The following is a 23,799-nucleotide window of genomic DNA, read 5'->3' as shown; positions in this document are numbered from 1 at the left end:
TCCCATCTCCATCTATCTATATTTTGACTGCTTTTCGGTTCGCCTGTATATTGTTAATTAAAACGGCACACAGAATCAATGCTCCTCTGACCACATACTGCCAGTATTCGTTCGTTCCCATCAATGTCATACCATTGAGAATGACCCCCAAAAATGCCGATCCGACGATTGTCCCTTTCACCGTTCCGCTACCGCCGTTCAAACTGGCTCCTCCAATGATTACAGATGATATGACGTTCATCTCCCATCCTGTAGCTACCGTCGGCGTTCCCGACATAATCTGGGAAGCTATCATGGTGCCGCTTATGACAGTCAGGACACATGTTGCACAAAGCACAAATGTCTTAACTTTAAATACGCTGATTCCGCTCAGCCGTGCAGCTTCGGAGTTGCTTCCTACCGCATAGATAGCTCTGCCCAGTTCCATCTTCGACATGATAAAAGCTACGATGGCACAGATGATAACTAGAATAAGCGCCGGGAATGGAATATGACCGGCTATGTATCCTCCGCCTATAACATTGAACCATAACGGGAATGAGGTGATAGCGTACCCGCCGCTGATTAGGAAACCCATCCCTTTCAAAATCGTCATAAGCGCCAAAGTAGTGATAAACGTAGGCACGTTAAATTTTACACGGAGCACTGATACCAGTACACCAATCACAAGCCCTGCCAAAAGCGCAACAATAAACCCACACATAATTGCCGGCAGTGGATCCATGTTCCTCTCGCACAGCTTTTGTGTTATGTAAGCAACCAGGCATCCATAAAAAGCGACACCTGAACCTACAGACAGATCAATCTCTCCACTTATGATTACCATCGTCATGCCAAGAGCGATAATTGCCTGAAAGGAAACATTCCTGACAACATTTAACAGATTCGATACTTGTAGGAAATTTGGTGCTATAAACGACAGCACTGCACAGAGTACCAGCAAAATAAGAATCAATATATTGTCATTTATCAGTTTACTTATTTTTTTCTTATCCAATCTTTTATCTCCTCTTCATGTAATTCGACAACTGGGAGGAAAATTCCTCCCAGTCATTTCTTATACGGCTACTCTGAATAGGACCTAAGCATCTCGATATAATCCTTGACACCGTTCTCATCTGTCCTTGACAATTCAATCGGGTCTACAACAATGTCTTTTTCCACTTTTTCTCCGCCTAGCACTTTGACGAGATCATCCACTGACTGATAACCTATATCATATGTCTGCTGTGCAGAAGTCGCCTGCAGTATGTTGTCTTCGTCTAATAGGAAATTCGCAATCTGCTCGCTGGAATCAACGCCAAACACGAACACCTCGCCTGACCTTCCTTCATTCTTCACCGCCATCACTGCACCAACTGTATTCGGATCGCAATTTCCAAAAATCACATTGATCTCCGGATTAGCAGTCAACATATCCTGCGCCTTCTGAAGTGCCATTTCTGCAGTCCATGCTTCTTGTCTTGAAACGATTTCAACACCTTCCATTCCCTCAAGCTGGCTTTCAAATCCTTCACATCTGGAATTGCTGTTTTCAGGAATTAATGTTGCGAATTCTATGATTCCAACTTTCGCTTCCCCGTTCAATTCCTCTTCAATAAACTTTCTGGCATTTTTTCCTGTCGTTTCACCTAATGCAGTCTGGTTGCTCTGTACCGTGCTGGCCTGGAAATCAGCATTCATCTTCGTATTGACGACGACAATCTGCAATCCTTTATCATAAGCTTTCTGCAAAGCCGCAACGGATGTCTCGGCATCCAGAATATTGATAGCAATTCCGTCCACGCCGCTGGACATGTAAGTGTTGACTAATTCGCTCTCTTTATCGACACTGTCATTACTGTTTCCTTCCAGGAATTTCACATTATTGTCTTCTGCCGCATCACGCATGCCCTGATGCATCATCTTAGAGAACTCATCATTTTGAAATACGACTCCGGCTACTGTAAGCTCTTTTTTTTCTTTGTCACCTGTATCTTCATTTTTTTCTTCTTTTGCCGAACATCCCGCAACCAGCGTAAGTGCCAATACCATTGACAAAATAAATGCTACTCTTTTTCCTTTTTTCATAATGTATCCCTCTCTTATCTTTGCATTCATCTAAAAATCCTTTGTCTCAAAAAATTCATCCGGTGATTCTCCTGTGCGCACGAAAGTATTCAGCTCTTTCATTGCCGCCATCTCATCATCTGTCAGCTCAAAGTCGAAAATATTAAAGTTTTCTTCCATCCTCTCTTTATGTGTCGTCTTGGGCACCGTTCTGACATTCCTCTGATAATGCCAGCGCAGCGTAATCTGTACAAGGCTTTTATTGTATTTTTCCGCTGCTTTTACAATAGGCTCTTTGTCAAGCCTGCCCCACACAATCGGACGCCAGGCCTCGACCTGAATCTTTTCTGCCTGGCAGAAAGCAATCAGGTCGTTCGGCTGAAACATCGGATGTATCTCAATCTGATTTACAAACGGCGCCGTGTTACAGTGATTCAGCAGATTTTTCATTATTGGCTTAGTAAAATTGCAAACGCCGATTACCCTGATTAATTTCTCCTCATATAATCTTTCAAACGCTTTCCATGTAGGCAGATAACTCTCTTCTTCCAGTCCCGGCCAGTGCATAAGGTACTGATCCAGATACTCCAGGCCCAGCCTTTTCAGTGAAGCCTCAAATGCTCTCAGCGTGTTATCATATCCATGAGAGTCATTCCAGAGCTTTGTAGTGATATATAGCTGCTCACGGGGTATCCCACATTCTCTGATTCCTGTTCCGATACCTTCTTCGTTTTTGTAAATCATAGCAGTATCTATACTACGGTATCCTGATTCTACTGCATCTTTTACACACCTGGCTGCCACTTCTCCATTTTCCGTAAGGAAAGTTCCCAATCCTATTGCCGGGACTTTCACCCCATTTCTCAACTGAAATTCCGGGATTTTTTTCATGTTCTTTTTCTCCTCTCTTCATTTGGTACAAATATAATTTCATGTCTTATATTACTATTCTTCTACAGACCTCACTCCTTCCCTTCTATATTTATGCTCACAGACACTGCAAACTTATCAAATGCTTCTCAATGTGCTGTTCTACTTGTCTTCTGTACGCTGCCTCATTCTTCCGAAGAGATGCGTATATCTCATCCTGCATCTTTTTATCTCTGAGCAGTATTCCATATGCGATATGCATAAGCTGCCTGGAATCATCCTGGTCTATATAAGCAGGAAGCTCATCGTCCGTTGCCGTGTCAAGCGGCTTGACCACGGACACGTCGCAGTCCACCTTATAGTAAGACCTTGCCTCATCCAGATGTTCCAGCGCTATCCAGTGCATCCTGCGGTACAGGTCCGGCGCGTTTCTTGCAATTACCCGTACTGCCTCCAGCCAGCTCGTTCCAGATGTCTTGACGTGAAAGAGGCCTTTCGTCTCATCGGCTATGACGGGAAAAACTCTGAACTTGTCACTTCCGGAATGAATGCTCACCTTATGCCCATAACAGGCCGCGACCACACAGTGTATCCGGAGATTACGGCGGAAGCTTTCTGTATCCCCTATGTAGTCGATTCCTTTCTGAAATTCTCCGACGAACTTCGGCGCGATGCTGCTGATACGCACATGCCGCTTCTTAAGTTCCCTTGCCACGAAATAATGGGCCGCCGCACTTGTCGTATGAACGGTCTCATCAAGCGATATCTCATAATCAATACGCCGTCCCCTGCTGCAGATGAGTTCCATATATATCTCTTCTGCAAGCTCTACCGCATCCAGATATGTAACCAGAATCTCCATCCATGTCTGCCTTGTATAGGTAATGCCAATTGATGCGGCATGCGTCAGATTCAGATACTCCTCTTCCAGAATCAGGCGCTTCCTGGCCGGAATCCGTTCATAAGCCCGGCTTAACGCCTCCGCCTGGGCCGGCGGTTCCTTCAGGACGCCGGAACAGTCCAACGTAATCATAGAACAGCCATGCTCCAGTGCCGCCTCTACCTCCTGCTTCGTCTTCAGGTGGTCGCCGTCCGCACCATAGCCTTCTCTGTAGCCGGATTTGAATACGGCCCATGAAGCCGCATCGATAACGTCATCATACGAACGCCCCGTAAGGTAGAGTTCCCGCAGGCTCTGCTGCGCCAGGACAGGCTTTACCCTTGTCTGCCTGACTGCCGCAAGCTGGCCTGCATTCGCAAGCCCGAGCCTGTCGCCGCAGCCAAAGGACGCCGTAGCTGCCCCTATTGCCTGCGGCCTTGTATATCCTATTTCCATGTTGAGAACCAGCCGGTTCGCGTGGTTCAACGGACAGATCTTAATCCCACCTACGGCTTCTCCTTCAAAAAGGAATGCTTTGCAGCCGTCCACGATAAGACACTCTTTTTCTGCTGCCGTGGCGTAGATTGCCCGCAGCCCTTCCGTCTGTGCATAAGTGCTTTCCTTTATCCAGATATCGCCATCCGGCATTGCCTGCCTGATTTTCACTATGTATCTGTCCATACAGCTCTTCCTCCCGGTTCATCAATATATCATTACAACATTAAAGATGTTCAAAAACTCCCATGCGCGGAAGCTCATCGATGGACTTCCAGCCTTCGCTCAATGGTTCTTTTAAGAATGGCTCCATTTCCTTAGGATCTCTCAGCGATACTTTATCAACCGGCGGAACAGTTCCTGCCGGATACGCCTCTAGTATCTGGTCGTGCAGAAGCGTCAGGTACTTCAAGATAGCCACGATTGGCCTCTTTGCCTTTCTGGCATCGGACTGGGATGGTACGCCGACGATGCCCTCCGGTGTCGCCGATCTCTCAATCGCCGCATGTCCCTCTCCTTCGCTCCAACGGCACGGACGTCGGAACGGATCTACCGACTTGTCCATGTGTCCGTCCGGCAGAAGGCCTTCTCCAAGCTTATCCTGCACATACTGCATATCTACCATCTCTTTGAACATAAGCAGTGCAACGGATGTCTCAGCCTCATCGGCATGTACGAAATGAGTCTCAAGGCTCAGTTCGTCTGACGTCGGATAGAAGAATTCACGTACTGCCCTGTGCCAGTCGATGACCCGGAATATGCCAGGAAGCTGGTAACGCTTGCAGAATTCCTGTATTGCAGACTCAATCATCCAGAGATGCCCGTGATTATTGATAAAAATGATTTTGCGGTATCCATCGTTCCACAGACCGAGCATCGTATAGATGAGCGTCTCTTTTACAACTTCTTCCGGCATGATGACCGTACCTGGCATACCGATATGATGATATGGATGGCCTCCGTAATTGAGCGGCGGAAATGCCAGATTAACCTCCTGGCTGTGCTTCTTCGTATATCGGCGTACACCTTCTACAATCTGCGAACACATGAACGTATCCAGCCCCGTATTGTTGTGTAGACCGTGATTTTCCGTACAGCCAAGCGGTACAAAGACGATATCATCCCTGCGGCGCTTCTCAATCTGGACAGCTCTCGGCGTATTCTGGATATAGGTTCCTGCAACGCCGAGCTCTGGAGCAGAAGGTATGCCATATTCCAGCAGCACTTCATCGAGCTGGTCTTCCGTCATATCCCATACTTCCTTTTTCAGCCTTCCCACTTCATTATCTTCAAATAGGATATTGGGATCATCTGTTCTAATCCATTTCTTTTCGGACTCATTTAATTGTATCTTCAATCTCTTTCTGCCTCCTTTTTCTTGATTATTAGTCGTATTTTTAAAACGTTTTTCTAATTCAATACTATCATCAGTGCCGTTTATTGTCAATATTTTTATAAATAACCATCATTTTTTACATTTTATTATTGATTTTTTTGGAAGTTATGACTATAATATGATTAAATCTTTTTGTTATATCAAACTTACTTTTTATCGTATTTGCGAAACGTTTTTAGAGAAATACTTAACTTTTTAATCAAATCTATTGCACTGTATTTAGAAAGAAAAGGAGAATCTTACATGAAATCAATTATATTTAAAAAACCTGGCGTATACGCTTATGAAGACCGCCCCGAACCACAGATTCAAAACCGTGACGATGTCAAGATAAAAGTGCTCGGCGTAGGCATCTGCGGCACAGACCTGCACGTACTTATGGATCCTCCCATGCATCCGGCCAGGCCCGATATCATCTTTGGACACGAATACTGCGGGGAGGTCGCAGAAGTCGGACCGGATATCGGCTGGCTCAAGCCAGGCGACAAGGTTATCGTAGATCCGCATCCTCCTTGCGGCAGCTGCAAGAACTGCAGAAGCGACAGGCCCAATCTGTGTACGACGCTATACAGCCAGCAGGACAGCCCCTGGCCGGAGCACGGGGTCACAAGAGGACTGTTTGCCGACGGGGCACTGTGCAGCTATACGGTAGTTCCTTCTATCTCCGTCTATAAGATCGACAACCGCACACCGTTCGAACAGGCGGCACTTGCCGAACCTCTTTCCTGTGTCGGTTACGCCATAGAAAAGCTGGATATCCAGGCCGGCGAGACCGTGTGCATACTCGGTGCGGGCCCTATGGGGCTTCTGTTTGCTTCTATGGCAAGGGCAAACGGGGCGACCAAAGTTATCGTATCCGAACCTTATGAATACCGCAGAGAAAAAGCTATGAAATGTGGCGCTACGCACGTAGTCAATCCAAAGGAAGAAGATATAAGGCAGGTCTGCCTCGACCTGACCGACGGGCTCGGCGTGGACCATTGCATCGAGGCAGTAGGGCAGCTCCTTCAGATGAGCATCGATGTCATCCGTCCAGGCGGAAAAATCGTAATGTTCGGTCATGATGAGACGGCCGTACCGCAGATCCGCCTGGCGGATATCGTCCGCAAAGAGGCGGCAATATACGGAGGCTTCCTTGGAAAATATTATTTTGAAAAGACAGCCCGGATCATCGAAAGCGGCATACTCCCGCTGGAAGAAATCGTAACCCATACTTTCCCTATAAGCGAATATGAAAAAGGGCTGGAGCTTTTGCGGGCCGGCAAAGCTTTGAAGGTCGTCATCTATCCGGAAGAATATTAGGAGGTATCGAATTGCACATTCAATTATCCCTTACCCTTACCGACAGGATAATCGGCAGCGCCCCCTTTCTATATGAAGGGGCCTTCGAGTCAGGAATCGCTTATGCCCGCAGGCTCGGATATGACGGAGTAGAACTGCATGCTTCAGACCCGTCGGCGCTTCATTCGCCAGATTTAACTACAGCTCTTAAGGAGAACGACATACAGGTGACTGCTCTTGGCACAGGCCGTCTCTATGTCAACAAAGGACTGTCACTGACCGATGGAGATAAAGCGGTGCGCAGCGAAGCAGTCCGTAAGATGAAAGAGTACATTGACACGGCTGCCGCCTTACGTTCCATCGTTATCATCGGCTGCGTAAGAGGCAATGTCCCATCTCCCGATAAATACAGCGATACGCTTCGGCTGCTCGGGGAATCCATGCACACGCTGGACGACTACGCTGCCAGGCAGGGCGTGACTATGGTATTTGAGCCAATCAACCGCTATGAGAACAACTACCTGTGCAGCACTTATGAAATAGCGGATTTCCTTCATACGAACCAGCTGAAGAATATTAAAATGATGATGGATACGTTTCACATGAATATAGAGGAAAAAGATATCGGACAGGCAGTCACAGACAACATCGGCGACATCAGATATGTACACTTCGCCGACTCCAACCGCCTCTGGCCGGGAAAGGGGCATATTGATTTCCGGCAAATAATTGAAATATTTTCCAATTACAAGTATAATGGAACAATAAGTGCAGAGTGTCTTCCTCTGCCGACGAAACAGGATGCTGCCGTCAACTGGCTGTCTTCCGTAAAGGAGTTGTTAGAACAGATATGACAAAAAACACAAAACCGGTAGGAATCAAGGACGTCGCAAGACGTGCCAATGTCTCTATCTCTACTGTATCAAATGTATTGAACGGGACAAAGACCGTAAGTGCGTCACTGCAGGAACGTGTCATGAATGCCGTCAGCGAGCTGAACTATGAAGTCAATATGGTTGCCCGCGGCCTGAAAAGTGGAAAGACCAACACAATTGCAGTAATCGTTCCCTCCCTTACAAGTGTTTTTTTCCCTCCTCTTTTGAAAAGTATACAGACCGTCGCTAATCAGAACGGTTATTCGCTCAGCGTATTCGGCACGACCGGAAGGCTAGAGCGGGAAAAAGAATACATCCAGACGCTTCGTTCCCAATGGATCGACGGTATCCTGCTCTCCTCCTGCGTGGACACCGATGCCCCGGATTCCGCAGAGTATATCGATATGCTGTCAGACTTGAGCGTCAATGGCCATCCGATTCCTCTTATCTGCCTGGAATCGGCTATCGGTCCAAAGTTGGATGCTGTTGTCATGGATGACAAGGAAGGGCTTAAGACTGCCACGGAACATCTGATCGGCCTGGGCAGAAAACGAATCGCCTACATAGCAGCTCCCACCACGTTCTCTATGGGCAAATCAAGACGCGAAGGATATCTGGCTGCGCTGAAGCAGAATGAGCTGCCGGTGGACAGCCAGCTGATGATAGAAGGAGACTATTCTCCGGTAAGCGGTTATGATTGTATGAACGCGCTTCTTGCAAGGGATGTCGGGCTGGACGCGGTAGCTGTCGGAAACGATCAGATGGGAATCGGCGCTATCAGGGCTATCCTGGACGCAGGACTGCGCGTCCCGGAAGACATCGCAGTTATCGGCTATAACGACAACTTCCCCGCCTCTCTCATCCAGCCGTCGCTGTCTACCATCCATGTCCCCAAGACGGAGATGGGAAAGATGGCATTTGAACTGTTCCAGCGAAGAGCAGAAAACCCCAACGCATCAAGGATGCTCGTGAGACTGAACGGTGACCTGGTGGTGCGTAATTCCACCGTAGCCGCGGCAGATACGTCATGGGACCTTCGCAGCTGGTAGTCCATGAAACATAAAGCAGCGCCCGGAGAATCATTTCCATCTTCTCCGGGCGCTGCTTTGTACTATCTTTACAGCTTTCCTGTCTTTCTCACTTCCTCTACGATGCGTTCTGCCGTCAGCCCAAAGCGTTCCTCCAGGTATTCCTGAGGCCCTACTTCTCCAAACTCATCTTCTACGGCAACATACCCAAGCGGAACCGGATACGTACACCCGAGAAATTCTGACACAGCGCTGTACAGCCCGCCAATCTTATTATGGTTTTCTGCCGTCACGACCGCGCCGGCCTTTTTGGCATATTTCAGGACAAGCGCTTCATCCAGCGGCTTTACCGTAAACATGTCAATCACCGTTATCTTGATATTGTCATCTGCCAGTCTGCGGGCCGCCTCAACCGCCTTTGCAACCATGATGCCGCATGCGATGACGACCGCATCCGTGCCATATTCCTTAACGACAATACCTTTTCCGGGCTCAAACCTGGATCCGTCTTCATATATCTTTGCATTGCTTTTACGCCCTACGCGGATATATTTGATTCCAGACATATCCTTGCACTGCGCCAGAATATCTTTGAGCATCGCCGCATCTGTTATGTCAAACACATACGCTCCCGGAAGAGCCCGGTACAGGGCCATATCTTCGAACGGCATATGGGTCCCTCCATTAAAGGCCGCACATACGCCGGGATCCGTCCCAATGACGGTGATAGAATTGCCCGCATACCCCCCTGACAAGAATATCTGGTCATAACAGCGGCGGGATGCAAAGGTACCGAACGTATGCACAATCGGCTTGAAGCCAGCGCTTGAAAGCCCTGCCGCTATGCCTGCCATGTTGGCTTCGGCTATGCCGCAGTTTATCGCCTGGTGGGGATTCTCCTTTGCCCATTTCGACGTTCCGATGCAGCTCATCAAATCGGCATCCAGATAAATGACATCTTTATCTTCCTCCGCCAGACGGGGGATGACTTCTCCCAGCACTTCCTTAAATGGCCGGTCTTTCTTTCCATCAAATACGATATTCATGAAATGCCCTCCTTCCTTACCCCGGCATATGGAATGTCATCCAGCTGCTGCTTCAATTCCCGAAGCCATCTGTCATATGTCTCGTCCGTCACCGCCATAGAATGATTTGCCATCGTCTCTTCCACTTCCTCTATGCCCTTGCCTTTCGTCGTGTCCATGATAACTGCCAGCGGCCTGTCCTGTACGTCTTTACTAAGGGTCATATAAAGCTGTTCCAGATCATTGCCGTCGATGGAAACCGCGTCAAAACCGAACGCCTCGAATTTCAGGCGCAGGTCACCTGAATCGAGGATATCCTGCGTATAGCCGTCCAGCTGCTTTTTATTATTGTCTATAAGCCATACAAGATTCGTGACCTTTTTTGCCGCTGAGAACATGGCTGCCTCCCATACTTGTCCCTCGTTCAGTTCCCCGTCTCCCACGATAAGGTATGTCCTTCCCATACGTCCCTTCAGTCTGTCGCCAAGCGCCATCCCCACAGCCAGAGATGTCCCCTGCCCCAGAGATCCTGTCGTCATATCGATACCCGGCGTTTTCTTACGGTCGCAGTGGCTTGGAAGATTCGTTCCCGGCTGGTTCAGAGTCTTCAGCTCTTCATAAGGGAAGAACCCCTTTCGTGCAAGCGCCGCATAGACAGCAGGTCCGGCATGGCCCTTGGAGCAGACGAGCTTGTCCCTGCCCTCCCACAACGGATTCTTCGGATCCACGTTCATGACCACACCATACAGCACCGCCAGTGCGTCCGCAACGCTTAAAGACCCTCCAATATGACCGAATCCCCTTGCCTTGAATTCTTCTACCGCTCCGATACGGATTTCCAGCGCCAGACGTTCCAGCTCCTTTTTCAGATTATTGTCCAGCATAGCTACCTCCTTTGCTAATCCTATTCTCTCTCTTTATCTGGTATCACAGCCGCGCCACGCCGCTTCTTCTTGCTGCTTGTGCCACTGCTTCAGCCACCGCAGGACCTACTCTTTTGTCGAAGGCTGCCGGAATGATGTAATCTGCGGAAAGCTCCTCCGGGGCAATCAGCATTGCCAATGCCCGGGCTGCGGCTATCTTCATCTCATCGTTGATATCGCCGGCACGCACATCAAAGGCCCCGCGGAAGATGCCCGGAAACGCCAGCACATTATTGATCTGGTTTGGGAAATCGCTCCGTCCGGTCGCCACCACCGCAGCCCCTCCTGCTTTCGCGTCTTCAGGAAATATCTCCGGCGTCGGGTTGGCACAGGCAAATATAACCGCCCTATCCTTCATAGTCCTTACCATCTCCGCGGTTACTGCACCTGGGGCGCTCACCCCGATGAAGACATCCGCTCCTGCCAGGATATCCGCAAGGCTGCCTCTTTTCCTCTCATGATTTGTAAGCCGTGCCATCTCTTCCTTCACAGCGTTCATCCCGTCTTTTCTTCCTTCGTATATGGCTCCCGTACGGTCACACATGGTAATATCCTTCACCCCGCTGGAAAGAAGCAGCCTCGTGATGGCAATCGCGGCGGCACCAGCACCATTTATCACAACCTTGATCTCCTCCATCTTCTTTTCCACTACTTTTAGCGCGTTCATAAGCCCCGCAAGCGTGATGACTGCCGTACCGTGCTGGTCATCATGGAAGATGGGAATATCGCAGCGTTCTTTGAGCCTGCGTTCGATCTCAAAGCACCGCGGAGCCGAGATATCTTCCAGATTAACCCCGCCGAAGCTTCCTGATATCTGATATATCGTCTCTACGATGGTGTCTGTATCCTGGCTCTTGACACAGAGGGGAAAGGCGTCTACACCGCCAAAGGCTTTAAAAAGCACGCATTTCCCCTCCATGACAGGCATCCCTGCCTCTGCTCCTATATTGCCAAGCCCCAGCACTGCGGAGCCGTCGGTCACGACAAGGCACATATTGTGTCGTCTGGTCAGTTCATAGCTTTGGGATATATCGTCTTTAATCTCCAGACATGGCTGCGCGACACCCGGGGTATATGCCAGAGATAAATCTTCCTTGGATTCCACCGGCACTGTTGCAATTACCTCTATCTTGCCCTTCCATTTTTCGTGTAACCTTAGTGATTCTTTTGCGTAGTCCATAATCTTCTCCTTACATTCGCGATGGGGTCAGGCCCCTCTTCTGTTGCAGTTTTTTTTCGCACAGGGGTCAGGCCCCTGTGTGCTCCGACAGTTTCTCCTGTAGCACCGGGCTTAAGACCCTAGGCAGGGTGGAGCCGCCGTATGGCATGACAAGCACCGTTGCCTCCCTTCCCCGCCCGCCAAGCTTCGCATCTGCCGTTTCATAGGCCGCCTGCACATTGTCGAAGGGTGTCATAAACAACGTCTCCACAAATGCAGGTTCAAGTTCTGACACAAGGTATATTTCGGCCTTTTCCAGCACCATAGCGATGGCAGCGGCCTTATGGCCGCCCAGCTTGAAGTCCCGGCGTACCCTTTCAATCAGTTCCTCAGGCTTTGACGCTTCTGTCATCCACTCTTCAAAGGTCCGCTCTCCCAGCCCCTCCCGGCAAGAGCCTGCCAGGATGATGATACCGCCGTCCCTGACCGCATGTTTGGCATTGTCAAGCGCCTTCTGCGTCTGGTACAGATTCATATCTTTCGGTGCGCCGCCCTGAGAGACGATTACAATGTCCGCCGGTTCTTTGATCTTCTTCTCATACAGCGTATCCAGAAATGTGCAGCCGGCCCGATGGGCCTCTGTCACATCGCCGGCAACAGCACATATGATCTTCTTATGCTCATCCAGCACCACATTCAATATGAAATCCACCCCGCAGATTGCAGCCGCCTCCTCAATATCCTCCCGGATGGGGTTCTCTTTCATGTTCCCCGCACAGGCCAGCGGCTCTGTCATCATGCTGTGGTTTGCCTGGATAGCAGCTCTTGTAGATACCCCCGGCATAATTGCTTTGGCCCCTCCGGAATAGCCGGCAAAGTAATGGTATTCGATATTGCCAAGGCAGATTCTTCTGTCTGCCTTGGCCACTGCCCGGACGATGTCAACCGGAGTCCCCCGGGACGTCACTCCGAGATGCACGCAGTCATTGATGTCTCCGTCGATGCACGCTATCTCTTCATATGCCCTTTTCCCTGCCAGCTTCCTTTTCTCCTTCTCTGTATGTAAGCGGTGGCTGCCAAGCGCGAAGACCAGGGTGATATCACCGCTGCCGATACCAGCTGCATATAGTTCCTCCAGCAATTCCGGCATAATCTCCCAAGTAGGAAGAGGGCGGGTGATGTCACTTGTTATAACAGCTATCTTTTCTCCCGGCCTTACAATTTCCCGCAGCGGCCTGCTTGCTATCGGCTCCCGCAGCGCCCGCCGTACCTCCGCCGCTCCTGTAAGCCCATGAGGGACGGCATTTGGAAGCAGGATATCCTGCAGCTTTTCGTCCCGAATCCGTACCGTCTGTGTTGTATTTCCGAATCCCAGCTCAACTTTCATATATCCACTCCTTTAGACAGGAAATCTGGCTGTACTGTGGCGCAGCGCTTTTACTACCGGCAGCTCTTCTCCTGTCAGAAAGCGGATCAGGGCGCCCCCTCCTGTACAGATATAAGACAGCTTCTCTGTCTGTCCATATTTAGCTGCAGCCGTAATGCTGTCTCCGCCGCCGATTACCGTATATGCTTTTGTCTCTCCCATAGCTTCAAGCACAGCTTTCGTTCCAGCTTCCGTCTCTTTTTCTTCAAAGATGCCCATCGGCCCATTGGCAAATACTGTCCCCGAATTCAAAATATGCTGCCTGTAGCATGCTGCTGTCACAGCTCCTATGTCAACTGCCCCAGCCTCGTCAGGAACCGCATCCGTCTTTGCCTCCCTGCGCACGCCGTTCTCCACATAAGCCAGATCCTCCGGCATTACGATACGGCTTTCATATCTTTCATATAAACGGCTTGCCTTCTCGATATAAGGCGCGTAGTTGGACTTGCGTATAAATTCCATACTTCCCCTGCCGATATCAACACCCGCACCGGCCAATAGGATGTTGCCCGCAAGCCCTCCTGCCAGGATACGGTCTGCGGCTCCTGATTCCAGTACCGTCTCCATCATCAGAAAAGCATCCCCAATCTTAGCGCCCCCAAGGACAAAAGTACACGGACGCTTTGGCGACTTCATCAGTTCCGACAGCACACAATATTCCTTCTCGAACAGACGACCCATAGCCGAGGGCAGTATCTGTTCAAACCCGCACAGAGAAGGCTGGTCTCTGTGGGCTGCCGCAAACGCGTCGCAGACGTAGAGGTCTGCCAGCGGCGCCAGCTTCCTGACGAGAAGCGTCTCTGCCTGCTGTTTGTGGCTTAAGCCAAGCTTCTGTTCAAACAGCGTCTGTTCCTCTGCGAGAAAACGTACATTGTCCAAAAGAAGAAGTTCCCCTGCTTTCAGTGAACGAATCTTCCCAATCGCGGCAGGCCCGCACACATCATCGATAAATTCTACCGTCTTACTGAGCAGACCGCTCAATATGCGGGCATGTGGTTCTGTCGTATAATAGTTCTTGTACTCGATATCACTTCCCTGATGTGCCAGTATCACCGTCCTGGCGCCCCTGTCCGACAGTTCCTTTAATGTGGGGACGCAGGCCTCTATCCGTGCGATACTTTTCAGCATCCCCCTCTCTCTGTCTACGGGCTGGTTTATGTCCACTCTGCACAATACGGTCTTGTCTTTTACGTCATAATCATCCAGCGTATATATCCCAAAACGCACTATCTGTCACACTCCTTTCCTTCTTCTAACCTCACATCTTTTTCGGATGTTACTCTATGTATCAGGTACTTACGGGCAGCAATTTTCTGGACAGATCCGGCCTTTGCCAGCCATTATCAAGGGGCGGGGCCATGGCATGCCCCGCCCCCCAGGAGGTAAACAAATCAACTGCCGATGTGCAGATATTCGTTTGTCTTTTCTGTCGCACCGGCACCGGTATCCTGCATCCTGCACGCAGCCCTTATGCCATCCATCGTCTCAGGTATCGTAACGCTTTCCTGCGGTATATGAATCGCAAACATGATATCATCCCCGCTCTCTACGATACTGTCTTCCCACAGACCGATTTCGTACATGTCCCCTCTTGGATTGCCCAGATCCCGGGCATATTTGAAGAAGGATGCATTCCCGAGAAAACCGTCGTCAATATTCACGACCCGTATTCTTGGATGCTTACGGAATGCTTCCAGTGCCATCTCTTTCGTTATTTTCTGTTTCCCTGTGGCCAGCACGGTTATAATATGGCCATGGGTCACGGGTGTATGTACAAGAATACCGGTCGCATCGATATGCGGCATGATTGTCATCAGATCCACTGCCTGGTGAGAAGGTGCTTTGTCCATCTGCAGCGCATTTGTCAGTCCCCTGTGATAATCTCCGGGGTCAGCCACACGCCGGATGATGGTGATTGCCACTTTCTCTACTCCATAAGATCGGTCCAGACAGTCTACGGCACGGATAAGGCCGGTAGTATTGCAGCTCGTCAGCTTAAGGTAGTCCATGCCGAGCCCCTTTTCATAATTTGCATAGCCGTGGAAGAAGACGTCGGCCACTGAATTCTTCTCCCCGCCCTGGAAGATGGCTTTGACACCCTTCTTCTCATATAATTCTTTATTTTTTGCTCCTACTCCGCCGGGGGAGGAATCAAGCATGATATCCACGCTGTCCACCAGCTCTGCAAATGTTCCTGCTACGGGAATGTCAAGCTCATCAAACGCTTTCTTCCTGGCCCCGTCTACGAGATAAAGGCTGTAAGGCATCCCTTTTTCGTATAGCGCCCTGACTGCAAGCGTAGGCGCCAGATCTGCCACCCCAACCAGTTCCATATCCTTCTGCAATGCCACACCGTCCGCCAGCCGTTGTCCAATCGTGCCATATCCGGCTACTCCAACTTTGATTTTGTCCATTCTCCGCTCTCCTTTCGTCTAAGAACGTGTCTCTTTTTGTCCATTTTATCTTTTAATAAAAACGTTTTTCTATTTGTATATTATCATTTTATTATGACTGTGTCAATATTTCGTCGTTTTACTGTCATATTTAACATTTTTATTTGAATATTTTGGTGCATTTTGACTATTAATTATCTGTTTTTTCACTTTTCTCTTTATTTGTTTTCATTTGTTTGCGAAACGTTTCTTAGATATATCAAACTATTTCTGTGCTCACACACCAGACTGATTCCATACCTCTTACCAGTCTATCTCCATCTCCAGCAGGGCAGCGCTCAGAGTCTTACCATGCTTGTCCTGAGCCAGGCTTTTCAAGACTCCGCCGCCCAGCGCCTTTTCCAGTACAAAATTCAGAGAGCAGATGCCATCCGCTTCATATCTTGTCACTTTTCCATAGCATATCTCAGAAAAATATTCCTTCACCATTTCCGCCGTTACTTTTTCTTTCAGCTTTTCATAATCACTTTCACGGTATGGGATAAGCGACAGATTCGATATGTCTCCTTTATCCCCGCCACGTGAATGTGCAATTTCCCGCAGTCTCATCATTTATACCTCCAGATAATCCACTGTAATTTTGATGTCTGAACGTTCTACAAAAACAGAACAGACATTGATGATCTCATTGATTGACATCGTTACGCCTCCACAGGCAAAGGGACCGCTGCCATACATTGAGTCAAACTCATCGCTGAAGCGCACAGCCGTCTCATAGTCTTTCATGCGGGCCGCCACCCGAAGCCTTATCTCTGGAAATGTCATCTTATCTCCACAGATATGACGGGATATCTTCTCTCTGTAAAGCGAGTTATACCCAATATAATCAAGCCTCATCTCTTCTGTCTCTATTCCCATCATCTTCATGCGTTCCACGACCATATCCCCTGCAATTCTGGCACGCTCAAGACTGCTGGATCCGCCGTATGTCACGCCTCCTTCACACGTATAGGAATCTTTATAGCAGAAGTTGGCCTTCAGCTGCCTCGGTCTTCCATGGCTCGTGGCACCTGTCACCAACACCTTGTCCTTTCCCTGTTGTTTCAGATGGACATTGCCAAAATCGGCTATCGCGTCCGGCGTCATATATGCTTTCGGATCATGTATCTCATACAATACCTGTTCCTTTACTGTATCCGGTGTAACCTCTCCGCCGCTTCCTTCAGGCTTCGTGATAATAAAGTCGCCGTTCTCACTGAACTCTACGATGGGGAAACCGATATGAGCCAGGTCGACAGCCGCCTTATATGGCGGGTCTGCAAAAGTTCCTCCTGTACTCTGCGGACCGCATTCTATGAGATGTCCTGCCAGGATACCCTGTCCGAACTGGATGGGATTCTGTTGGAGTGTCCATCCGTACTCATAACAGAGAGGTGCCAATGTCAGAGCCGGATCTGCGACCCGGCCGGTAATCACGACGTCAGCCCCGTTTCTCAGCGCCTCCACGATTCCTTCTATGCCGCAATAGGCATTGCCGGATATGAGCCTGTCCCGGATATCTCCCAGCTTCCCTTCAAATTCCAGCACATCGTAATCGTAGTATGCCTCCACATTGTCATATATGTTGTCCCCGGAGACGGCAGCCACACGAAGGCCGGTGATATCCTGTTCCTTGCATATGCGCTGTATAAGCCTGACCGCAGCTTCCGGATTGGCTGCTCCCAGATTGGATATGATCTTTACCCCTCTTCCCTTGGCCGGTTTAAGCGTCCTGCGCAGACGCTCTTCGCTTAAGCGGCTGTATCCAAGCTCCGGATTATGCATCTTATCGCGCTGGCATAAGCCAATGGTCCGCTCTGCCAGGCATTCAAAGGTCAGGTAGTCGATACGGCCGTCCCTGATCAGCACTTCTCCTGCGTCAAGTCGGTCTCCTGCATAGCCGGCACCATTTGCTATTCTTATTTTTTTCATATTATCACCCTTCTTTTATGTTTCCTCTCATCTATCTTATAGAATCATACAGTATACTTCGATATGCCAGCTTTCCACGCTTCATCGTCAATAACGGGACGAATATCTCATCGAGCTGCATAACTTCTCCAAACTTGTCCGCAAGCTCCCAGTTATGCCGCTTAAGCCTGGTTATAAAAATATCCGCCTGGGCACCTGCTCTTAGTGTACCTATCCTTCCTTGCATACCCATGATACCCGCTGGTGTTGCAGTGACGGCTCTTACAACATCCTCAAGTTCCATTCCCGTTCCCAGAAACTGAGACATAACAGATAACAGCGAATGGATCTTAGACCCATAGATGCTGAATCCAATCACATCCGTACTGATAATATCCGGAGCAAAACCTTCTTTTAATGCCTCCCGGATAATCCTATTAGAATAGTTGACACGGCCACAGGCGCAGTCAAATAAAATCCCCTTCTTCCTCCCCGCCCGCACATAATCCGCAATTTTCCCGTCTTCTCCGAGGATAGTATAGTCGTTATCTCCCTGGAATATATGGCAGATGATGTCACCGGGACGCAGCAGAGACAAGATACGGTCATAGCCGCACGTCAGGTTTGTAGCATGGACACAGACTCTGCATCCGAACCTTTCGCCTAATTCAACTGCTCTTTCCAGCGGCTGCAGTTCAAGTGTTCCTGCAGTATTTGCCCCGATACGCACTTTCAGTCCGAGCAGAACATCGCGATACCGGTTCAGCAGATATTCTATCTTAGAAATATTATAGAAATCCGGATCCAGATTCTCCAGATAGCATTCTGTGATAATCCCGGTAGCTGTCACATTTAAAAAGCATTTGATGTCAATCATGCTCCGGGTAAATACATTCGTGTACATTCCTTCAAAATTGGCCGTACCTCCCGATCCCGCGTCTACCGCTGCCGTAATCCCATTCGGCAGCGTGTACAGATCAGGATTCAGGCCAAAATCGCTGAGCTGGTACCCCAGATGGGTATGGAAGTCAATCAGCCCGGGCAGGACAAAGCAGTCTGTAGCGTCGATAACGCAAGCTTCTTCGCAAGAAACATCCTCTGACGGCTCTGCAATATAACCGCCTCTGATATATATATCTTTTCTGCCGGAGAATCCGGCCGCCGGATCTATCACATGACCGTTTCTGATAATATAGTCGTCCTTCAAGTATTTCACCTTCCAATCCTTACGCTGTATATTTCTCATATTTATCCGGCTTTCATAGCGCGCGTCTCCTTATTCGCCGTCAGCATAGCTGTAGCCAGCACGATACCGTAAAAGACATTTTCAAACCAGTAAGGCATACCGGCCAGACTCAGGCCCTTAAAGCCTGCTCCCAGCAACAGCAGCGACAATGCCACCCCACGGAGGTTGAACGTGCCCGGGCGGAATACTGTCACGCTCAGATAGACCGTTGCGTAGGCGGACATCAGATATTCCGGTCCTCTCTGAGGGTTGGCCGCCCTCGCCTGCCCAAGGATGAATACCGCCCCTAGCGCCACGAACAGACCCGCGGCCATAAACGCTGCAATTCGATACCGTTTTGTATTGACACCTGACAGGTATGCCGTACGTTCATTCCCGCCGATGACATACAGTTTCTTCCCGAAGGGTGTGAATTCCAGGATAAAATACACGATAATCATCAGAATGGCCAATATGTATACGGGCAGTGCAATACTCAGAAGACGGCTGTTACATATTTCAACAACAATTCCCGGAATGTTCAGCGCAAGCACGCGCCCCCCGCTCATAGCCAGTGTCAGTCCATACATACAGATTCCCGTACCCATGGTGGCAACTGCATTCGGAATCTTGAGGAGCACAATCAGGCAGCCATTCAGAAGCCCGGCCAGTACTCCCGCCAGGAACATGGCGCCAATCACCGCCATTGCCTGGCATCCCTTCTCAGACAGATATCCTCCCACCATCAAAGTAAAGGCGGTCATATATCCAAGTGACATGTCAAACTCTCCGATTACAAGTATGAAGATGGCTCCCAACGCCACACTGCCTATAACAGCCTGTCCGATTAAAATCCGGCTCCAGTTGCTCAGTGTTAAAAAGCTTGGATTCAGCACCGAAAACAAGACTATGATGATTGCGAAGACAAGGAGCATCCCGTATCTGCTTCTTATATTTTTCCAGTTTGTTTCTTGTAATATCTTTTTCATACGTAACACCACCTTGCTATTGATTTCCGCGTCAGTGTGCCGTCGCTTTTGAGCAGCTCATGCGCTATCTCACCTTTGCGAAGGACGATTACCCTGTCACACAGCGATGCAAGCTGCTCTGGTTCCGTCGAAAAGACAATGATTCCCACATGATTCCTGGCGGATTCTTTAAGAGCCGCAAAGATTTTTATTCGTGCCCCGGGATCCACTCCATAGGTCGGATCATCCAATACCAATACTTTCGGACACGTAAAGAGCCACTTTGCTACGATGGACTTCTGCTGATTCCCACCTGAGAACTTGGCAAACTGCTGGTTCGCAAGCGGAGGCCGGATATCCAGCTCCTCAATTGCTGTCTCAACAGCTTCATAAGCTTTTTTGTTCTTTAAGAAAAATCTGTTTTCCAACGGCAATATCACATTTTCACGCAGCGTACGGTTCATGACGCCGCCTTGCCTTGGACGGTCCGTCGGCACGAGGGAGATTCCTCTCTCTATTCCTTTCCCCGGTGTCATCTTCTTCGGAAGCTTCTCACCATCCAATCGTATCTCACCGGACTTCCACTTGCCCGATCCTCCCAGAATATATGGCAGTTCAGCTGTCCCGCTGTCTGACATGCCGACTATCCCCAGGATTTCTCCTCTGTTTAATGCAAACGATATTCCTTGAATCTTATCTGCATATAAATCATCCACTTGCAGCAACGCACCTTCCTTCTTCTGCTGCAAAGTTGAGCCGACCGAATCCCACAGACGGGATATGCCAACTCGCTCCTCTGTCTTTAAAGACTGCTCGCTCTTAAGCATTTTAGATATTATAAAATCCTGGTCTATACCTGACAAAGTTCCAGAATACACGACTTTTCCATCGTTTAATATAGTCGCGTCATCGCACATCTCCATGACAGATTTCAGCCTGTGTGTCACCATTATGACCGGTATGCCTAGCTTTGCAGCCTTTCGCGCTTTTGCAAGGAAGCGTTTTGCCTCGTCTTCTGGAACAGATGCATCTGCCTCGTCAAGAATGAGTACCTTCGTATCTGACAGCTCCTCATCCTTCCCCATCGCGATTGCCATTGCCACCATACTCCGCTCCGTAGCGCTAATCTGGCCGACAAGCTTTCTGCAGGGAAGATCTATATCCCAGAACCGAAGCAGCTCTTCGCTATACTCGTAAAGCTTTTTCCACTGTATCTTTCCAAACTTGTTTTTGGGGTACCCCCGCATGACAGCAATGCTCTCTGCAATGGAAAGCGCATCTATCAGAGGTGCCTCCTGATGGACCGCCCGAATCCCAAGCCTCTTTGCCATATTTGGGTCTTTTATCTCCTGAAACTTCTGACCGTTAATACCTATATGGGCAGCAGGTTCGGGACTGTAGATGCCCGTCAGCACCTTGACGAGCGTAGACTTGCCGCTGCCATTTGCTCCTAATACCGCGTGCACCCTCCCGTCTCCAAATGTTATGTCCACATCTTTCAATGCATACAATCCGGGAAATCTCACCGTCAGCTTCTTAACATGAATCGGCATATGCTTCCTCCTCCCTATATGAGCCCATGGGCATGGCGCTCCCATATCGATATCAGGACTGCCATAATCAATACAATCCCATTAAACAAGTGTTCCATCCAATATGTGGCTCCAATCAGTCCAAGCCCGTTTACTCCTACGCCTACTACCAGGATAGCCAGAACGAGGCCTGCGATATTATAGGTTCCTAGTTTATAGGCCGCCATACTTAACAGGGCGATTGCATATGCCGGCATGAGCATCTCCATACCATAAGACGGATTGGCGCTTCCCGATTGGCCAAGCTGTGATATTGCTGCAATCCCTGTAAACAGCCCGGCAAGCATAAACACGATAATACGTACCCTGTCGGTCTTGATTCCACCAAGATACGCAACCCGTTCAGAACCACCGATTGCATACAGACTGCGTCCAAAGCTCGTATGTTCTAATATGTAATACATGACTGCCAGCAGCAAAATCATCGCCCAAGTACAATATCCCAACCCAAGGAATCTCTTCTGCCCGAAAGCGATGACTACCTTCGGTATATTGCTGGACAGTACGTTTCCACCGCTCATTCCGGTCGTAAAACCGCTCAGCGTTATTCCCACGGCAAGAGTCGATATGAAAGAACTGACCCTGAATTTCACCGTCATTATCCCGCTTATCAGCCCTGCGAAGACAGCGGCCAGCAGCATCGCCGGTATGACGACAGCCGCTCCCTGGCCTTTCTGTGAAAGCCACGCCCCAAGCATCATGCAGAAGCCGAGAAGGTACCCGAGAGACAGGTCAAATTCATTTACGACCAGAATCATCAGCGCACCGATAGACATGCATCCTGTCGTCACTTGTATCATCAAGATATTGCTCAGGTTTCTCGCCGATAGAAAGGATTCTGTCTGTACGGAGAAAAACAAAATCAGAATACCCAGCAGAATTATCAGAATATAACGCCGCAAAAAATTAATAATGAGGGGTTTTCCACCTTTACTTTTATTCGTATCCATAATTGGCCTCCTCATAAATTTCTGCTGCCAAATGTAGATAGACACATTTGGCAGCAGTCTGACGACTTATTTCCACAATGCCTTGAATTCCTTTTCATAATCGAAGAAGGAAAGCGCCGTCCAGTCCGTCCCCTGTTCTGGGAGGTTGGTCGCGTCAAGCACCGTATATGGCAGATTCTCACCCATAGGAGCGCTGTACTCCTCACCGTTCAGGTAACGGATATACTGATCTATTACAGCGTACCCCATATAGTTATTATCATAAGCTGCTGTCGCAACCTGTACATTTTCTTCACGTATGTATTCAATATTCTGCTGGATACCGAGTACGCTGATGACTTTTACGTCGTTCATCCCCGCCTGGTTCAGGCCTTCTACTATGACCGCCGCAGCCGGATCATATGCCACAAAGACATACTTACAGTCAGGATGCTTCGTCAAATATGACGTTACGTTTCGAATCAGAGTATCACCAACCTGTGAACCAGTAAACCAGAAGCTGTCATCTACCTCCATATCCGAAAGCTTCAGTTCATCCAGAAGGCCAACACGAAGGGCACGGCAGGATGGAGCTTCGTTTGCGTCCACAATCACGATCTCCCCTTCATTCCCTGCATCATTGACAATCCAGTCTGCGATAGCAGAGCCTACTGCTGCATAGTCCGGGGACACGCCAAATTCATAAGTCAGCTGACCCTCTTCCATCTCCATCTCAGGATTCGGGTCGAAGATACCTGTGGAGCATGTTGTAACTACTATGCCAGCATCTGCTGCTTCTTTCAGACCCTGCTGGATTGTAGCCGGGTCTACAGAGCATACACATATCATATCTGCCCCCCAGGAAACGGCGTTCATAATCATCTCGTTCTGCTGTGAAGAGCTCCCTGCCCCGTCATAAAACTGATACGTCCAGCCCAGCTCATCACAGATATCCTGCATCGTGTACAGAGGAGCCACACAGCCTTGCAGCGCTGCATTTGCAGAGACAAGTGCTATCTTCTTCCCATCAGGGACAGCACCTGCAGTCTCTTTTGGCCCCTGGAAGCTTGTCGGAGTAACACCCATCGCTGCCTCCGCTTTTTCGGTCCAGTCCGTGCCGTCTTCCCCCACAACCGCTTCTTTTTTTTCCGATTTTCCCGAACTGCCGGACTCTCCCGAGTCAGAAGAACAGCCTGACATGAGACCTGCGAGAAGCAGCAGACACATTACCATACTTAACATTTTCTTTTTCATACCTGTTTCCTCCTTTTTTATTTTACAGGATTTGTTTTATAGTAATTATATTGTAACTTATTAACAAAAACACAAACATGA

The 23,799-nt window shown here is 49.1% G+C and carries 21 protein-coding genes; 3 read left to right on the top strand and 18 right to left on the bottom strand.

From position 1 onward, the window contains the following. Positions 1–16: 16 nt before the first annotated feature. The 5 genes from HJV72_RS14355 to iolN form a co-directional block, all read right to left on the bottom strand. Complete coding sequence (locus tag HJV72_RS14355; RefSeq protein ID WP_208071931.1) at positions 17–997, bottom strand: ABC transporter permease; 981 nt, start codon at positions 995–997, stop codon at positions 17–19. 68 nt (positions 998–1,065) lie between these two features. Beyond that, complete coding sequence (locus tag HJV72_RS14350) at positions 1,066–2,070, bottom strand: substrate-binding domain-containing protein (protein WP_208071929.1); 1,005 nt, start codon at positions 2,068–2,070, stop codon at positions 1,066–1,068. Between the two features lie 30 nt (positions 2,071–2,100). Beyond that, the gene (locus HJV72_RS14345) at positions 2,101–2,940 is read right to left on the bottom strand and encodes an aldo/keto reductase (RefSeq protein WP_208071927.1); all 840 of its coding nucleotides are present in this window, start codon (positions 2,938–2,940) and stop codon (positions 2,101–2,103) included. Positions 2,941–3,037: 97 nt separating this feature from the next. Beyond that, positions 3,038–4,480 carry a tagaturonate epimerase family protein gene (locus tag HJV72_RS14340; RefSeq protein ID WP_208071925.1) on the bottom strand — a complete coding sequence of 481 codons (1,443 nt, stop codon included), beginning with the start codon at positions 4,478–4,480 and terminating at the stop codon, positions 3,038–3,040. 40 nt (positions 4,481–4,520) lie between these two features. Beyond that, positions 4,521–5,651, bottom strand: coding sequence for a 3-dehydro-scyllo-inosose hydrolase (iolN, locus tag HJV72_RS14335; RefSeq protein ID WP_243765654.1), 1,131 nt, complete (start codon positions 5,649–5,651; stop codon positions 4,521–4,523). 282 nt (positions 5,652–5,933) lie between these two features. On the opposite strand from iolN, the gene HJV72_RS14330 reads away from it, so the two are divergent. The 3 genes from HJV72_RS14330 to HJV72_RS14320 are packed head-to-tail and all read left to right on the top strand — an operon-like array spanning position 5,934 to position 8,895. Further along, positions 5,934–6,992 (top strand): zinc-dependent alcohol dehydrogenase, encoded by a 1,059-nt coding sequence (locus HJV72_RS14330; RefSeq protein ID WP_208071924.1) that lies wholly within the window; start codon positions 5,934–5,936, stop codon positions 6,990–6,992. Between the two features lie 11 nt (positions 6,993–7,003). Beyond that, positions 7,004–7,825 carry a sugar phosphate isomerase/epimerase family protein gene (locus tag HJV72_RS14325; protein ID WP_208071922.1) on the top strand — a complete coding sequence of 274 codons (822 nt, stop codon included), beginning with the start codon at positions 7,004–7,006 and terminating at the stop codon, positions 7,823–7,825. Further along, positions 7,822–8,895 (top strand): LacI family DNA-binding transcriptional regulator, encoded by a 1,074-nt coding sequence (locus HJV72_RS14320; RefSeq protein ID WP_208071920.1) that lies wholly within the window; start codon positions 7,822–7,824, stop codon positions 8,893–8,895. Before HJV72_RS14325 ends, HJV72_RS14320 begins: the two co-directional genes overlap by 4 nt. 68 nt (positions 8,896–8,963) lie before the next feature. Here the strand turns inward: HJV72_RS14320 and HJV72_RS14315 are convergent, their stop codons facing one another. From HJV72_RS14315 to HJV72_RS14255, 13 genes are all read right to left on the bottom strand, one after another. After that, positions 8,964–9,920 carry a transketolase family protein gene (locus HJV72_RS14315; protein ID WP_208071918.1) on the bottom strand — a complete coding sequence of 319 codons (957 nt, stop codon included), beginning with the start codon at positions 9,918–9,920 and terminating at the stop codon, positions 8,964–8,966. Continuing rightward, entirely contained in the window at positions 9,917–10,783 is an 867-nt protein-coding gene (locus tag HJV72_RS14310; protein WP_208071916.1) for a transketolase, read from the bottom strand. The genes HJV72_RS14315 and HJV72_RS14310 overlap by 4 nt, the downstream gene beginning before the upstream one ends. Positions 10,784–10,826: 43 nt before the next feature. Then, positions 10,827–12,002: an NAD(P)-dependent malic enzyme gene (locus HJV72_RS14305; protein WP_208071914.1), complete on the bottom strand. Its 1,176-nt coding sequence runs from the start codon at positions 12,000–12,002 to the stop codon at positions 10,827–10,829. A 67-nt stretch (positions 12,003–12,069) separates the two neighbouring features. Then, complete coding sequence (gene larA, locus HJV72_RS14300) at positions 12,070–13,368, bottom strand: nickel-dependent lactate racemase (RefSeq protein ID WP_208071911.1); 1,299 nt, start codon at positions 13,366–13,368, stop codon at positions 12,070–12,072. Positions 13,369–13,380: 12 nt separating this feature from the next. After that, positions 13,381–14,634, bottom strand: coding sequence for a phosphoglycerate kinase (locus HJV72_RS14295; protein WP_208071909.1), 1,254 nt, complete (start codon positions 14,632–14,634; stop codon positions 13,381–13,383). Positions 14,635–14,798: 164 nt separating this feature from the next. After that, positions 14,799–15,821, bottom strand: a complete 1,023-nt coding sequence (locus tag HJV72_RS14290; protein WP_208071907.1) for a type II glyceraldehyde-3-phosphate dehydrogenase — start codon at positions 15,819–15,821, stop codon at positions 14,799–14,801. 282 nt (positions 15,822–16,103) lie between these two features. Continuing rightward, positions 16,104–16,412 carry an AtuA-related protein gene (locus HJV72_RS14285; RefSeq protein ID WP_330619000.1) on the bottom strand — a complete coding sequence of 103 codons (309 nt, stop codon included), beginning with the start codon at positions 16,410–16,412 and terminating at the stop codon, positions 16,104–16,106. Next, positions 16,413–17,771 (bottom strand): acyclic terpene utilization AtuA family protein, encoded by a 1,359-nt coding sequence (locus tag HJV72_RS14280; RefSeq protein WP_208071905.1) that lies wholly within the window; start codon positions 17,769–17,771, stop codon positions 16,413–16,415. A gap of 31 nt (positions 17,772–17,802) precedes the next feature. Then, the gene (locus tag HJV72_RS14275) at positions 17,803–18,996 is read right to left on the bottom strand and encodes an amidohydrolase family protein (protein ID WP_208071903.1); all 1,194 of its coding nucleotides are present in this window, start codon (positions 18,994–18,996) and stop codon (positions 17,803–17,805) included. Positions 18,997–18,998: 2 nt separating this feature from the next. Next, positions 18,999–19,964: an ABC transporter permease gene (locus HJV72_RS14270; protein WP_208071901.1), complete on the bottom strand. Its 966-nt coding sequence runs from the start codon at positions 19,962–19,964 to the stop codon at positions 18,999–19,001. Next, positions 19,961–21,496, bottom strand: a complete 1,536-nt coding sequence (locus HJV72_RS14265; RefSeq protein ID WP_208071899.1) for an ATP-binding cassette domain-containing protein — start codon at positions 21,494–21,496, stop codon at positions 19,961–19,963. Before HJV72_RS14265 ends, HJV72_RS14270 begins: the two co-directional genes overlap by 4 nt. A 14-nt stretch (positions 21,497–21,510) precedes the next feature. Beyond that, positions 21,511–22,485, bottom strand: a complete 975-nt coding sequence (locus tag HJV72_RS14260) for an ABC transporter permease (protein WP_208071897.1) — start codon at positions 22,483–22,485, stop codon at positions 21,511–21,513. 66 nt (positions 22,486–22,551) lie between these two features. Beyond that, positions 22,552–23,718, bottom strand: coding sequence for a sugar ABC transporter substrate-binding protein (locus HJV72_RS14255; RefSeq protein ID WP_208071895.1), 1,167 nt, complete (start codon positions 23,716–23,718; stop codon positions 22,552–22,554). Positions 23,719–23,799: the final 81 nt, after the last annotated feature.

The organism is Extibacter sp. GGCC_0201 (assembly GCF_017566055.1).
Classification (GTDB): domain Bacteria; phylum Bacillota; class Clostridia; order Lachnospirales; family Lachnospiraceae; genus Extibacter.
Note: the sequence above shows the minus strand (reverse complement) of the source record. Positions and strands in the feature narration are given on the sequence as shown.

Bases quoted from the DNA above. Each gene is read 5' to 3' on its own strand.
- HJV72_RS14350 (WP_208071929.1), bottom strand. From the start codon at position 2,070: ATGAAAAAAGGAAAAAGAGTAGCATTTATTTTGTCAATGGTATTGGCA.
- HJV72_RS14345 (WP_208071927.1), bottom strand. From the start codon at position 2,940: ATGAAAAAAATCCCGGAATTTCAGTTGAGAAATGGGGTGAAAGTCCCG.
- HJV72_RS14340 (WP_208071925.1), bottom strand. From the start codon at position 4,480: ATGGACAGATACATAGTGAAAATCAGGCAGGCAATGCCGGATGGCGAT.
- HJV72_RS14330 (WP_208071924.1), top strand. From the start codon at position 5,934: ATGAAATCAATTATATTTAAAAAACCTGGCGTATACGCTTATGAAGAC.
- HJV72_RS14320 (WP_208071920.1), top strand. From the start codon at position 7,822: ATGACAAAAAACACAAAACCGGTAGGAATCAAGGACGTCGCAAGACGT.
- HJV72_RS14315 (WP_208071918.1), bottom strand. From the start codon at position 9,920: ATGAATATCGTATTTGATGGAAAGAAAGACCGGCCATTTAAGGAAGTG.
- HJV72_RS14310 (WP_208071916.1), bottom strand. From the start codon at position 10,783: ATGCTGGACAATAATCTGAAAAAGGAGCTGGAACGTCTGGCGCTGGAA.
- HJV72_RS14305 (WP_208071914.1), bottom strand. From the start codon at position 12,002: ATGGACTACGCAAAAGAATCACTAAGGTTACACGAAAAATGGAAGGGC.
- larA (WP_208071911.1), bottom strand. From the start codon at position 13,368: ATGAAAGTTGAGCTGGGATTCGGAAATACAACACAGACGGTACGGATT.
- HJV72_RS14290 (WP_208071907.1), bottom strand. From the start codon at position 15,821: ATGGACAAAATCAAAGTTGGAGTAGCCGGATATGGCACGATTGGACAA.
- HJV72_RS14285 (WP_330619000.1), bottom strand. From the start codon at position 16,412: ATGATGAGACTGCGGGAAATTGCACATTCACGTGGCGGGGATAAAGGA.
- HJV72_RS14280 (WP_208071905.1), bottom strand. From the start codon at position 17,771: ATGAAAAAAATAAGAATAGCAAATGGTGCCGGCTATGCAGGAGACCGA.
- HJV72_RS14275 (WP_208071903.1), bottom strand. From the start codon at position 18,996: ATGAGAAATATACAGCGTAAGGATTGGAAGGTGAAATACTTGAAGGAC.
- HJV72_RS14270 (WP_208071901.1), bottom strand. From the start codon at position 19,964: ATGAAAAAGATATTACAAGAAACAAACTGGAAAAATATAAGAAGCAGA.
- HJV72_RS14265 (WP_208071899.1), bottom strand. From the start codon at position 21,496: ATGCCGATTCATGTTAAGAAGCTGACGGTGAGATTTCCCGGATTGTAT.
- HJV72_RS14260 (WP_208071897.1), bottom strand. From the start codon at position 22,485: ATGGATACGAATAAAAGTAAAGGTGGAAAACCCCTCATTATTAATTTT.
- HJV72_RS14255 (WP_208071895.1), bottom strand. From the start codon at position 23,718: ATGAAAAAGAAAATGTTAAGTATGGTAATGTGTCTGCTGCTTCTCGCA.